This is a genomic window from Kitasatospora sp. NBC_01300, assembly GCF_041435235.1.
Lineage (GTDB): Bacteria > Actinomycetota > Actinomycetes > Streptomycetales > Streptomycetaceae > Kitasatospora.
In genome coordinates this window covers 5,415,969-5,429,215 of the sequence record NZ_CP108408.1, presented here as the reverse complement: position 1 = coordinate 5,429,215, position 13,247 = coordinate 5,415,969, and the positions used below count along the sequence as shown (strand labels likewise).

Below are 13,247 nucleotides of genomic sequence, written 5' to 3'. Positions count from 1 at the left end.
GACCCCGACCGGGGTCCTGACAGGCGCTGTCGGGCGCCGTCAAGGTGCTGGAACGCCCGAAGGGGCACCGGAGATCTCCGGTGCCCCTTCGGGGTCGTGCAGGTCCTGGTGGACGCGGTGGTTACTTCTTCTTGCCCTTGCCCTTGCCGTACGGCAGGCCCGCGAGGGCGGCGATGATCACGAAGGCGGCGATCGGGATCAGCACGTACAGGCCGATCGTCTGGCCGACGCTCAGGCCAGGACCCGGGTCGTCGCCGTCGTCCCTGGTGAGGGCCATGGCGGGCGACGACAGCAGCATCATCAGCGTGACCGTTGCGGAGACCGCGCCGGCTCGCAAAGCGTTCCTCTTGTCCACGTTTCCAACTTACCCGCCGCTTATGACCCCCCGCGCGTCGGGGTCGGCCTTCCGGAAGGGGGCCGTCCGCGGTGCCGGGATCAGGTGCCGGGATCAGGCGGCGGGGCCGGACGGCGGGGTCAGACGGCCGGGTGGGCGCCGGGCGGGGCCAGCAGGTGGGCGAGCAGGCGGGCGGCCGGGGTGACGGCCAGCCGGTCGAGGGTCACCGGGTCGCCGGCGCCGTCGGCGACCGGCAGGCGCCAGTTCGGGTACTGGTCCCAGGTGCCGGGCAGGTTCTGCGGGCGCGGATCGCCGACCAGGTCCGGCAGCCAGACGCCGACCAGCTCCGCCGGGGTCGCGCGCAGGAATCGGTACAGCACCGGCATCGACAGCGGCTCGCCCGGCGCGAGCAGCCCCCGCGCGGTCAGCTCGGCCCGCCAGTCCGCCAGCTCGGCCACCGCCTCCTCCTGCTCCTCGCCCAGCGGACGGGCCAGCAGTCCGAGCCGGTGCCGCAACTCGACGTGCTCGCCGGAGAGCCGGGCGGCGGTGCTCGGCAGGTCGTGGGTGGTGAGGGTGGCCAGGCAGCCCGGGCGCCAGCGGTCCGGGGCGAGGATCTCCCCCGCCGCCTGCCAGTCCCGCTCGAACCAGAGCACGGAGGTGCCGAGGATCCCGCGCGCCGCCAGCTCCTCCCGGACGCCCGGCTCCACCGTGCCCAGGTCCTCGCCGATCACCGCCGTCCCGGCCCGGTGCGCCTCCAGGGCCAGCACGCCGAGCATCGCCTCGGCGTCGTAGCGGACGTACGCGCCCTCGGTCGGCGGGTGGCCGTCCGGCACCCACCAGAGCCGGAACAGGCCCATCACGTGGTCGATCCGGACCGCGCCCGCGTGCCGGGCCGCCGTGCGCAGCAGCTCCGCGTACGGGGTGTAGCCGGCCGCCGCCAGCGCGTCCGGGCGCCAGGGCGGCAGGCCCCAGTCCTGGCCGTGGGCGTTGAAGGCGTCCGGCGGGGCGCCGACGGAGATGCCGCCGGCCAGCACGTCCTGGAGCGCCCAGGCGTCCGCGCCGTCCGGGTGGACGCCGACGGCCAGGTCGTGGATCAGGCCGACCGGCATGCCGGCCTGCCGGGCCGCGCGCTGGGCCCCGGCGAGCTGCTGGTCGACCTGCCAGGCGAGCCAGCGGTGGAACTCGACCCGGTCGGCGAGCTCCCGGGAGGCGTGCCCCACCTGTGGGCCGTCCGGGTGACGCAGCCCCTTCGGCCAGCCGTGCCAGTCGGCGCCGTGCGCCTCGGCGAGCGCGTTCCACAGTGCGTTCCGGCGCAGCCAGTCGCCCTCGCGGCGCTGGTAGGCCTCGTACGCGGCCTGACGGCCGGGGCCGCGCGGCACCTCGTGCAGCAGTTCCAGCGCCTCGCGCTTGAGCGCCCAGACGGCGTCCCGGTCGATCAGGCCGTCGTGCCCCAGCACCTCGTCGCGCAGCCGGGCGGCCCGGCGGCCCAGCTCCTCCGCCTCAGCGCGCTGGTCACCCGTCAGATAGGCGTACTCGGGGACGGCCTCGACCCGCAGGTGCACCGGATCGGCGAAGCGGCGGGAGGAAGGGCGGTAGGGGGACGGGTCGGTGGGGGCGGCGGGCGCGGCGGGCAGCGCCTGGTGCAGCGGGTTGATCTGGACGAAGCCCGCGCCGAGGCCGGCGCCCGCCCACTGGGCCAGCTCGGCGAGGTCGCCGAGGTCGCCCATGCCCCAGGAGCGGTCGGACAGGACGGAGTACAGCTGGGCGAGGAAGCCCCAGCTGTAGCCGGGCAGCGGGGGCAGCTTCTCCGGTGCGACGATCAGCGCCGCCTGGGCCTTGCCCTCGCCGCACTCCGCCCTGAGCACGTGCCGCCCCAGCGGCAGGTCCGGCGGCAGCCAGTGCGAGTGGCCGCGCGGCAGCTCCCACACCCCGCCGTCCTCCAGCTCCACGTGCAGCCGCGCGTCGGCCGGCACGTCCAGCGCCGTCCGCCGCCCTTGCCGGACCACCACGCAGGGCGGCAGCAACCGGGCCTGCTGCGCGGCCCGGTGACGCTCCAGCGCCTCGCGCGCCTGCTCCGGCGTCCCCGCCGCCACCCCCAGGGCCGCCAGCACCGCGACCAGCGTGCGCGCCCCCACGGTCACACCCCCCGGCCCCGGGTACCGGGTGTCCACCCCGTACGCCTGCGCCAGCGCCACCAGTTCGGGCGGTGGCGGCGGCGCGTCCTGGCTCGGAACCCTCAGCCCGTCGGCTCCGTCACGGTCGAGATAAGCGGCCACTCGCGGCTCCTGCGATGTCTCGGCAACGCCTGGTCAGGACGACCACAGTCCTACCCGGGTGACGGCCCGACGACGCTGCGCGACACGACCGCGCGGGTGGATCGGCCTGGCGGCCGGGGGCTGCCGCGGCCCCGGAGCGAATTCTCGAACCGGGGCAGACCAGGCATACCGGGCGGTCGCGTTGACACCGGGTTGGGTAGCTGGTGGGGTTGCGGCGATGTGGTCCAGGCCTGGCGAGGAGGCTCCTGTGGAAGCCCGAGTGTCCGTTGTGGCCGGGCGGCGGCTGCGGCAGCGGTTGGAGCGGAGTGCGGCGCTGTGGGAGGTGCTGCACCACCCGGCGGCGCTGGCGGCGCGGCGGGCCACGGCGCGGACGTGCCGTCAACTGGCGCCCAGGACGGCGGACCGGCTGATCGCCGGGCTCAAGGGGACGGAACCGCTGCTGGCGCCGGGGCGGGCGGGGCGGCGGACGCTGCAGATCGCGGCGGGGGTCGCGGCGGCGGCGGTGGTCGGCGGGCTGCTGGCCGGGCCGGTGCCGTCGGCGGCGTACGCGGCGTCGGCGGGGCCGGAGGTGGTGAGCAGTGCGCCGCAGACGCCGCTGGGGAGCGTGACGAACCCGCAGGTGTTCCCGCGCCCGCAGGAGCAGACGGTGGCCGGCAAGCCGGTCGCGGTGCCGGCCGCGGTGACGCTGGTGCCGGCGCCGGACGCGGACCTGGGGGCGTTGGACGCCGTCCGGGCGGTGCTGGAGATCGCCGGGGCGACGACCGTGACCCCGGAGCCGGACGCGGACGCCGACGCGCCGGCCGCCGGGTCGCTGGTGGTGTACGTCGGCGGACCGGCCGAGGCCGCCGGCGGCGGGACGGACCGGGCGCTGCGCGCGCTGTCCGCCGCGGCCGGCGGCAAGGACGGCGCCGCCCCCTCGACGGCGGGCATGCCGGCCGGCGGGTACGTGCTGTCGGTCGGTCAGCTGCCGGCCCGGGGCGGCGGGACGTACGGCGCGGTGGTGCTGGCGGGCGCGGACGCGGCGGGCACCTTCTACGCCGCGCAGAGCCTGCGCCAGCTGCTCGCCGCCGTCCCGGCCGGGCAGGGGCAGGCGCCGGGCGCCGCCGGGCTGGGCCTGCCCGGGATCACGCTGCGGGACTGGCCGAGCGGCGCGCCGGTGCGCGGCACCGCGGAGGCGTTCTACGGCAGCCCGTGGACGGCGCAGCAGCGGCTCGACCAGGTGGACTTCCTCGGCCGTTCCAAGCAGAACTTCTACCTCTACGCCCCCGGTGACGACCCGTTCCGGCTCTCCCGCTGGCGCGACGCCTACCCCGCCGCCCAGGCCGACGAGCTGCGCGAACTGGGCGCCGCGGCCCGGCGCAACCACGTCACGCTCGGCTACGCGATCGACCCGGGGCAGTCCCTCTGCTTCAGCTCCGGCAAGGACGTGAACGCGCTGGTGGCCAAGCTGGACGGGCTGCGCAAGCTCGGCTTCACCGCCTTCCAGCTCCAGTTCCTGGACGTCAGCTACGACGAGTGGCACTGCGGCGACGACCGCGACACCTACGGCACCGGCCCGGCCGCGGCCGCCAAGGCGCAGGCCGCGCTGGTGACCAAGGTGCGGGACCGGCTGATCGCGCGCAACCCGGGCCTGGCGCCGCTGTCCGTGGTGCCCACCGAGTACCACAAGCAGGGCGTCACGCCGTACCGCAAGGCGCTCGCCGCGGCGCTGCCGGACGGCGTGCAGGTGGCCTGGAGCGGGGGCGGGGTGATCCCGGAGAAGATCACCGGCGCCCAGGCCGCCGAGACCGGCGACCTGTACGGCCACCCGCTGGTCACCATGGACAACTACCCGGTCAACGACGCCAGCCCGGACCGGCTCTTCCTCGGCGCCTACACCGGGCGCGAACCGGAGGTGGCCACCCGCTCGGCGGTGATGCTCACCGGCGCCATGCAGCAGCCGACAGCCTCCCGGATCGCCCTCGCCACGGCCGGCGACTTCGCCTGGAACCCGACCGGCTACCGGCCGGAGGACTCCTGGCAGGCCGCGGTGCGCTCGCTCGCCGGCCCGACCGGTGCCGGCAGCACGCCCGCCGGCACCGCCCTGTCCGCGGTCACCGCGCTGGCCGGCAACAGCTCCTCCTCGCCGCTGTCCAAGCAGGAGTCCGGCTACCTGACGCCGCTGCTCGACCGGTTCTGGGCCGCCGCCGAACCCACCTCGGGCACCGCGTCGGACCTCGCCAAGCTGATAGAGGCCGCCGCGCCCCTGCGGGAGGCCTTCGCCGCGATGGCCACCGCCCAGCAGACCCTCGCCGGCACCCAGGCCACCGCCCAGCTCGCCGCCGAGGCCGCGCCCTGGCTCGCCCCGCTGCACGACTACGGGCTGGCCGGGCAGTCCGCGCTGGACATGCTGCTGGCCCAGCACGGCGGCGACGGCGCGGCCGCCTGGAAGGCCCGGGTGGAGCTCAACCGGCTGCGCGAGCAGCTCGCGCAGAGCCCGGCCACGATCGGCGCGGGCGTGCTCGACCCGTTCCTGGAGCGGGCCGTCGGGGCCGCCGACAACTGGGCCGGGGTGGCCGGCGGCGGGATCACCCCGACCACCACCATGGGCACCGCGCACGACCACCTGCCCGCGCTGATGACCGACGGCGTGGCCGACACCTTCTACTGGAGCTCCGCTCCCCCGCAGCCCGGCGACGCGGTCGGCGTCGACCTCGGCGGCGGGCGCCCGGTCGGCGCCGTCACCGTGCTGATGGGCTCCTGGGGCAACGGGCCGGACGGCCGGAGCGCGGTCGACGACTACCTCCACGACGGCGTGCTGGAGTACAGCACCGGCGAGGGCGGCTGGAAGCAGCTCGCCGTGGTCAAGAACCAGAAGTCGGTCAGCGCCAAGCTGCCGGCCGGCTCGGTGGTGCGGGCCGTGCGGCTGCGGGCCACCGCCGCCCAGAAGACCGCCGTCGCGGTGCGCGAGTTCACCGTCACCGCGCCCGACGACGCCCCCGCCAGCGTCACCGGCGGCCCCGCCGCGCTGCCCGGCTCCTCGGCGTCCGCGGTGCTGGACGGCAATCCGGACACCGCGTACCGGGCCGCCAAGCCGCCCACCGCGCAGGACGAGCCGCTCACCGTCGAACTGGGCGCCGCCCGCCCGCTCGACCGGCTCACCGTGCTCACCGACCCGGGCGTGCACGCCACCGCCACCGTCTCGGTGCGCCGCTCGGACGGCGGCTGGGCGGACATCGGCACCGTGCAGCCCGGCTACAACGAGCTGCCGGCCGGCGGGCAGGCCGCCGACGCGTTCCGGCTGACCTGGAAGCCGGGCGGCGACCCGCCGGTGGTCAACCAGGTGATCCCCTGGTACGCGGACGTCCCGGCGGCCCGGCTCAGCCTGTCCGACCCGACCCTGGACGTGGTGACCGGCGCCGCCGCGCCCGCCCAGGCCCGGGCCACCGTCGAGGCCGGCCGCCCCGAGGGGACCAGCGGCGAGCTGCGCACCGAGGTGCCGGCCGCGGCCAAGGGCCTGACCGTGACCCCGGCGGCCGGGGTGACCGTGCCGCGCGGCGGCCGCATCGGCGTGCCGCTGCTGGTCAGCGCCGCTCCCGGGACGCCGTTCGGGACGTACCAGGTGCCGGTGGAGTTCGTGGCCGGCGCCACCACCGTGAAGCAGGTGCTCCAGGTGCACGTGGTGCCGCCGACCAGCGGTCCGGACCTGGCGCTCGGCGCGAAGGCCACCTCCTCGGGCGACGAGACGCCGAACTTCCCCGCCTCGGCGGTCACCGACGGTGACCCGAAGACCCGCTGGTCCTCCCCCGCCAAGGACGACGCCTGGGTGCAGCTGGAACTGCCGCAGGCGACCCACCTGGGCGCGGCGGTGCTGCACTGGCAGGCCGCGTACGCCGCCGCCTACAAGCTCCAGGTCTCGGCGGACGGCACCACCTGGACCGACGCGGCGACGGTGGACAACGGCAAGGGCGGCGACGAGACCGTGCGCTTCGACGCGCCGGGCGCGCGGTTCCTCCGGGTGCAGGGCGTGGCCCGGGCCAACAAGTACGGCTACTCGCTGTGGGGCGTCGAGCTGTACGCCGTCACCCCGCCCGCACCGCCGCAGCCGCCCACCGTCCCCCCGGCCCAGCCGGGCGGCGGCGCGACCACCGCGCCCACGGCCCCGCCCACGGCCCCGACCGCTCCGAGCGCCCCGGCCACGCCCCCGGCCACACCCCCGGCCACACCCCCGGCGGGTGGTACGACGGGCGGGACGACGCCGCCGAAGCAGTAGCCGCCGCGCCCCCGCCGGACAACGCGGCGGGCCGCCGTGCTCCCCGGTGGGGGGCGCGGCGGCCCATGAGGCGTACCGACGGTATGACGGGCTGGCCCTTGTGGAGCGGGGTCAGGCGGAGAGCGGTTCGGGCTGCTCACCGCGGCGGACGGGGGCGGAGTGGGCCGAGTGCGCCCGGCCGAGCGGGACGGGGAGGCCCTGCTCGGTATGGTCGTGGTGCTCGTACTCGCCCCACTGCGGGGCGCGCAGCTGGTCGGAGCCGCCGTACGGCTCCAGGTAGGGACGCCAGCGCGGGTCCTTGATGCCGGTGCCGATGATCCGCCAGGCGAGGCCGCTGGGCGGGGCCGGTGGCCGCTTCATCCGCCAGCCGAGTTCGGTGAGGTGGCGGTCGGCCTTGGTGTGGTTGCAGCGGCGGCAGGCCGCCACCACGTTGTCCCACCGGTGCTGGCCGCCCCGGCTGCGCGGGATGACGTGGTCGACGCTGGTGGCGGCGGCCCCGCAGTAGACGCAGCGGCCGTGGTCACGGGCGAACAGCGCCCGGCGGGTGAGCGGGACGGGCCCGCAGAACGGGACCCGGACGAAGCGGGTCAGGCGGACGACGGACGGCGCCGGGAGGGCGCTGGTGGCGCTGTGCAGAGTGACTTCCGAGTCCTCCAGGCTGACCGCCTTGTGGTTGAGGACCAGGATGAGTGCGCGGCGCATCGATACGACGCCGAGTGGCTCGTAGGACGCGTTGAGGACCAGGACATGCGGCACGGATGCCTCCTTGGACGCCTGCGGCGCGTGGCTCGCGCCGGGACGAGCGGTTGGATCGCACAACTGGTGCGCGATCTCCCCCAGTGTCGCCTTACGCCTTTGTACGGCGCCACCACTCCTGTGTAACGGACCTGGTGTGAACTTCGGGTGTGGCCTCTGTCATAGCCGGTATGCCCTGGGGAAGGTCGGGTTGCACCCGGGTGCCCCCGGGGTGCCGCCCGTGGCCCTCCCGGGGGAGCGCTCGGCCGGTCGGAGCAGCGGTCGACCCCGTCGTCCGGGGGAGCGCACCGGTGCGCTGACGGGGCGTTCGTGTTGCTCCGTACGCCCTTCGGCGTGTCCGGTCGGGTGTTCGGCGCCGGTTAGGCTGAGGCGGACGGTCCGCGGGCCGCGTGCCGCGGCGCGGGCCCGCCACGCCCCCTTGCAGGAAGGCCCGCACGTGTTCCGCTCCGGCGCCACCGGTATCGCCGACGCGTCCTCGACGCTCTCCACTCCGACACCGGCGCCCAGCCCGACCGCGCCGCAACTGCCGCAGCTGGACCTGAGAATCCCGACCAGCGCGCAGGAGGTCAGCGACACCACCAAGCAGGCCGCCAGCTGGTTCGACACGCACTGGCAGGGCTGGCTGGCCGGCGGGGTGCGGATCGTCTTCATCGTGCTGCTGGCCCTGGTGCTGCGCGCCGTGGTGCGCAAGCTGATCACCCAGCTGATCACGCGGATGGCGCGCTCGCACGACCACCACGAGGAGAGCCGGCTCGGCGGGCTGCTGGCCAACACCGGGGTGGTGAACCCGGAGCGGCGCCAGCAGCGGTCGGAGGCGATCGGCTCGGTGCTGCGCAGCGTGGCGTCGTTCTCCATCCTGGGCACGGCCGCGCTGATGGTGCTGTCCGCGCTGGGCGTGAACCTGGCGCCGCTGCTGGCCAGCGCCGGTGTGGCCGGTGTGGCGATCGGTTTCGGCGCCCGCAACCTGGTGACGGACTTCCTCTCCGGGGTCTTCATGATCATGGAGGACCAGTACGGCGTCGGCGACGAGATCGACACCGGGGTGGCCGCCGGCACGGTGCTGGAGGTCGGCCTGCGGGTGACCAAGCTGCGCGGGGCCAACGGCGAGATCTGGTACATCCGCAACGGCGAGGTGAAGCGGATCGCCAACATGAGCCAGGGCTGGTCGACCGCCTCGGTGGACGTGCAGGTCGGGTACAAGGAGGACCTGCTGCGGGTCGAGGACCTGATCCAGGAGACGGCCGAGGCGCTGTCCAAGGAGTCGCCGTACGACGAGCTGGTCTGGGCGCCGGTATCCGTCCTGGGCGTGGAGTCCGTCGCGGCGGACTCGGTGATGGTGCGGATCGAGGCGCGGACCGCGCCGGGCAAGGCGCCGACGGTGTCCCGGGCGCTGCGCCAGCGCCTGAAGACGGCCTTCGACCAGGCCGGGATCAAGGTCAAGGAGGAGGTCGCACCGGTGGCCGCCGCGGCGACGGCGGCCCCGGCCACCGGGGTGGTGATCTCCCCCGCGACCGAGCCGGCACCGCCGTCCGCGCTGTCCGACCCGACCTCTCCCCGGTACCGGGCGACCGAGCCGATACCGGCGCCGAGGCCGACCGACGACCTCGCCAAGCCGTAGGGCCCCAGGCCCGACAGCACGAAGCCCCGTTCCCAAGACCCTTGGGAACGGGGCTTCGTGCTGTCCGGTAACGCTTCGGCATCCTCCGGGCCACGGACCATTGACACCCCGCTGACGGGGCCCGTACGGTCCTTCCCAAGCGACTGGAAACTTTCCTAACAGTTCGGCTCCCCGAACCGCCGGGTTCACCCTCGTCGCTCCCCCCACCAGCCGGAAGAGGAGGATTTCGCGCGTGACCAAGACCACCGCCAAGGCCCCCCTCGCCGGCACCCCCAGCCTGCTGCGCGCCATCAACGACCGCGCCGCCCTCGAACTGCTGCTGGAGAACGGCCCGCTCTCCCGCACCCAGATCGGCACCCTGACCGGCCTCTCCAAGCCCACCGCCTCCCAGCTGCTGGCCCGCCTGGAGGCGGCCGGACTGGTCCTGCCGGTCGGCACCACCGCCGGCGGCCCCGGCCCCAACGCGCAGCTGTACGAGGTGAATCCGGCCGCCGGCCACGTCGCCGGGCTGGACGTCACCAACAGCGAGATCAGGGTCGCCGTCGCCGACATCACCGGCTCCACGCTGGCCGAGCACGCCGTGCCGACCAAGGGCGTGCCGGCCGCCGAGACCGTCGCCAAGGTCGCCGCCGCCGTCGCCGAGACCGTCCGCGCCGCCGGACTGGCCGCGGGCAGCCTGCGCACCGCCGCGATCGGCGTCGGCGGCGCCCCCGACCCGGTCACCGGCAAGCTGCGCTACGCCTCCCACCTGCCCGGCTGGCACTCACCGCGGCTGGTCGAGGAGCTGTCCGAGGCGATCGGCGCGCCCGTGTCGATCGAGAACGACGTGAACCTCGCCGCCGTCGCCGAACAGGCCTCCGGCGCGGCGCGGGGCTCCGAGGACTTCGTCCTGCTCTGGGCCGGTGCGGGCACCGGCGCCGCGATCGTCATCGCCGGCCGGCTGCACCGCGGCTTCACCGGCGGCGCCGGGGAGGTCGGCTACATGCCGGTGCCCGGCTCACCGGTCGCGCGGGACGTGCGCCGCCGCAAGTTCGGCGGGTTCCAGGAGCTGGTCGGCACACCCGCCGTCCGGACCCTGGCCCGCGAGCACGGGCTCGGCGCGCCCACCGCCGAGGACTCGATCGCCAAGGCCCTGGAGACCCCGGGCGCCGGCGACGCCTTCCTCGTCGAACTGGCCGGCCGGCTCGCCGTCGGACTGGCCGCGATCGTCGCCGTCGTCGACCCCCAGCTCGTGGTCCTCTCCGGCGCGGTGCCCACCGCGGGCGGCGAACGCCTGCGCGCCCTCGTCGAGGACGAACTGGCCAGGCTCTCCATCGCCCGGCCCGAGGTCCGCAGCAGTGCCCTGCCCGGCTCGCCCGTCCTGCTCGGCGCCCTGCAACGCGCGCTGGCGGACGCCCGCGAGGCGGTCTTCTCCACCCACTGACAGCAACCCCACTGACAGCCACCCACTGACAGCCGCCCACCGGCGCTCACCGAAGCCCACCCACCGACGCTCCCCGGTCGCCCGTCACCCCGCACGCACCCTGCACCCACCTCTCCCAACCCCCGAACGCGGGCCCCGAGGCAATGACGCCTGCCCGCGCACCCCCAGGAGGACCTCGAAGTGCACTCCACCACCTCCCGCAGAGGCCGTCGCACGATCGCCGCCGTCACCGGCACCGCCGTCCTGGCCCTGCTCGCCACCGCCTGCACCGGCGGCAGCGAGAGCAGCGGCGGCGACGACTCGGCCAGCGGCAAGGACGTCACCATCACCTTCTGGCACGGCTGGAGCCAGGACAACGAGGTGAAGGCGATCAACGACAACATCGCCGCCTTCGAGAAGGCCCACCCCAACATCCACGTCAAGGCCGTGGACAACATCGCGGACGACAAGGTCAACCAGGCCCTGCGGGCCGGCGGCGACGACGCACCGGACGTGGTCTCCTCCTTCACCACCAACAACGTCGGCATGTTCTGTTCGACCAAGGCGTTCACCGACCTCAAGCCGCTGCTGCAGAAGAGCGGCATCGACCCGGTCAAGACCTTCCCGGCCGCGATGCTCAACTACACGCAGTTCCAGGGCAACCAGTGCTCGCTGCCGCTGCTCGGCGACGCCTACGGCCTCTACTACAACAAGAAGGCCTTCGCCGACGCGGGCATCGCCAACCCGCCGAAGACCTTCAGCGAGTTCGCCGAGGACGCCAAGAGGCTGACCCTCGCGGACGGTGACGGCTACAAGCAGCTCGGCTTCATGCCGCTGTACCACGGCTACGAGTCGACCACCGAGCACTTCCTCGGCCAGTACGGCCCGACCTACTTCGGTGCCGACGGCAAGTCGAACATCGCCACCGACCCGAAGGTCGCCGCGATGCTCAAGTGGCAGAAGGACATGGTCGACCAGCTCGGCGGCTACACCAAGCTGGAGAAGTACCGCGCCACCTTCGGCGAGGAGTTCAGCGCCAAGAACCCCTTCCTCACCGGCCAGGTCGCGATGGCCATCGACGGCGAGTGGCGCACCGCCGCCCTCGCCGAGAACAAGCCGAACTTCGACTGGGCCACCGCCGCGTTCCCCGTCCCGGACGACCAGGCCGACACCTACGGCCGCGGCTACCAGACCGGCACCATCGTCGGCATCGCCAGCAGCAGCAAGAAGCAGGCCGCGGCCTGGGAGCTGGTCAAGTACCTGACCACCGACACCGACGCGGTGGTCAGCTTCGCCAACGCGATCCACAACGTGCCCAGCACCTTCGACGCGCTCAACTCGCCGAAGCTGACGAACGACCCGAACTTCAAGACCTTCATCGACGTCGCCAAGAACCAGCACTCGGGCACCACCCCGGCGGCCGTCAACGGCAGCGGCTACATCGCCTCCCTGCAGAACCTCGGCTACGACTACGAGTCCGGCAAGCAGCCCGATCTCGCGGCCGGCCTCGCGGCCACCGCCAAGGAGATCGACGCCGCCATCGCCCAGGCGAAGTAGCGGAAACGGTCCACGGAGCTCCCATGTCACTCGCGTTCGGCACCCGCAAGGGCACCGGATCGACCGACCCGGCGGCGCCCTCCACGCAGCACCTGCTGCGCCGGAAGCGCCGCCGGGAGGCGGCCCGCAACCTCGCCTTCCTCTCCCCCTGGCTGATCGGCTTCGGCGTCTTCTTCCTGTACCCGCTGATCTCCACCGTCTACTTCTCCTTCACCAAGTACAACGGCTTCGGCGCGCCCGCCTTCAGCGGCCTGAAGAACTGGGACTACGTCTTCAACGACCTCCCGGCGTTCTGGCAGGGCCTGCGCAACACCGTGTGGCTGGTCTTCATCATGGTGAGCCTGCGGGTCGCCTTCGGCCTCGGCATCGGCCTGCTCATCACCAAGGTCAAGACCGGCGTCGGCTTCTTCCGCACCGCGTTCTACCTGCCGTACCTGGCACCGCCGGTGGCCGCCACCGTCGCCTTCGCGTTCCTGCTCAACCCCGGCACCGGCCCGGTCAACCACTTCCTCGGCGAGCTCGGCCTCCCGCAGCCCGGCTGGTTCGCCAGCGCCGACTGGTCCAAGCCCGCGCTCACCATGCTCGCCATGTGGGGCATCGGCGACCTGATGGTCATCTTCATGGCCTCGCTGCTCGACGTCCCCAAGGAGCAGTACGAGGCCGCCGAACTGGACGGCGCCGGCCCCTTCCAGCGGTTCCGGTACGTCACGCTGCCGAACATCTCGCCGATCATCATGTTCGCCGTGGTCACCGGCGTCATCCAGACCATGCAGTACTACACCCAGGCGATCGTCGCCGGGAAGGTCGCCGGCGGCATCGCGGGCAACTCCGGCCAGCAGTTCGAGCCCGGCTTCCCGCAGGGCTCCACCTGGACCCTGCCGCAGATGGTCTACAACCTCGGCTTCCAGCGCTTCAACTACGGCGCGGCGTGCGTCGTCGCCCTGGTGCTGTTCGCCATCTCGATGGCCGTCACCTCGCTCCTGCTCCGCCGCAAGTCCGGCTTCATGGCGAGCGACGACTAGTCCGTGTGCTGCGGACCCAGCGGACCGATG

At 74.2% G+C, this 13,247-nt stretch carries 8 protein-coding genes; 5 read left to right on the top strand and 3 right to left on the bottom strand.

Features of this window, described 5'->3' with window-relative positions; genetic code table 11:
• Window positions 1–121 precede the first annotated feature (121 nt).
• Both OG556_RS24095 and malQ read right to left on the bottom strand, forming a co-directional pair.
• On the bottom strand, window positions 122–355 hold the full coding sequence (locus OG556_RS24095; RefSeq protein WP_079135908.1) for a hypothetical protein: 234 nt from the start codon (window positions 353–355) through the stop codon (window positions 122–124).
• 119 nt (window positions 356–474) lie between these two features.
• The gene (malQ, locus tag OG556_RS24090) at window positions 475–2,610 is read right to left on the bottom strand and encodes a 4-alpha-glucanotransferase (RefSeq protein ID WP_371519202.1); all 2,136 of its coding nucleotides are present in this window, start codon (window positions 2,608–2,610) and stop codon (window positions 475–477) included.
• A 247-nt stretch (window positions 2,611–2,857) separates the two neighbouring features.
• Here malQ and OG556_RS24085 point away from each other — a divergent pair, with 247 nt between their 5' ends.
• Entirely contained in the window at window positions 2,858–6,862 is a 4,005-nt protein-coding gene (locus OG556_RS24085; RefSeq protein WP_371519200.1) for a beta-N-acetylglucosaminidase domain-containing protein, read from the top strand.
• Between the two features lie 111 nt (window positions 6,863–6,973).
• Here the strand turns inward: OG556_RS24085 and OG556_RS24080 are convergent, their stop codons facing one another.
• Window positions 6,974–7,618 (bottom strand): HNH endonuclease, encoded by a 645-nt coding sequence (locus OG556_RS24080; RefSeq protein WP_363580364.1) that lies wholly within the window; start codon window positions 7,616–7,618, stop codon window positions 6,974–6,976.
• Window positions 7,619–8,054: 436 nt separating this feature from the next.
• Here OG556_RS24080 and OG556_RS24075 point away from each other — a divergent pair, with 436 nt between their 5' ends.
• From OG556_RS24075 to OG556_RS24060, 4 genes are all read left to right on the top strand, one after another.
• Window positions 8,055–9,236 (top strand): mechanosensitive ion channel family protein, encoded by a 1,182-nt coding sequence (locus tag OG556_RS24075; protein ID WP_371519198.1) that lies wholly within the window; start codon window positions 8,055–8,057, stop codon window positions 9,234–9,236.
• A 232-nt stretch (window positions 9,237–9,468) separates the two neighbouring features.
• Entirely contained in the window at window positions 9,469–10,659 is a 1,191-nt protein-coding gene (locus tag OG556_RS24070; protein ID WP_244293469.1) for an ROK family transcriptional regulator, read from the top strand.
• 180 nt (window positions 10,660–10,839) lie between these two features.
• Window positions 10,840–12,195, top strand: coding sequence for an ABC transporter substrate-binding protein (locus OG556_RS24065; RefSeq protein ID WP_371519196.1), 1,356 nt, complete (start codon window positions 10,840–10,842; stop codon window positions 12,193–12,195).
• A 23-nt stretch (window positions 12,196–12,218) separates the two neighbouring features.
• Window positions 12,219–13,217, top strand: a complete 999-nt coding sequence (locus tag OG556_RS24060; RefSeq protein WP_363618759.1) for a sugar ABC transporter permease — start codon at window positions 12,219–12,221, stop codon at window positions 13,215–13,217.
• Window positions 13,218–13,247: the final 30 nt, after the last annotated feature.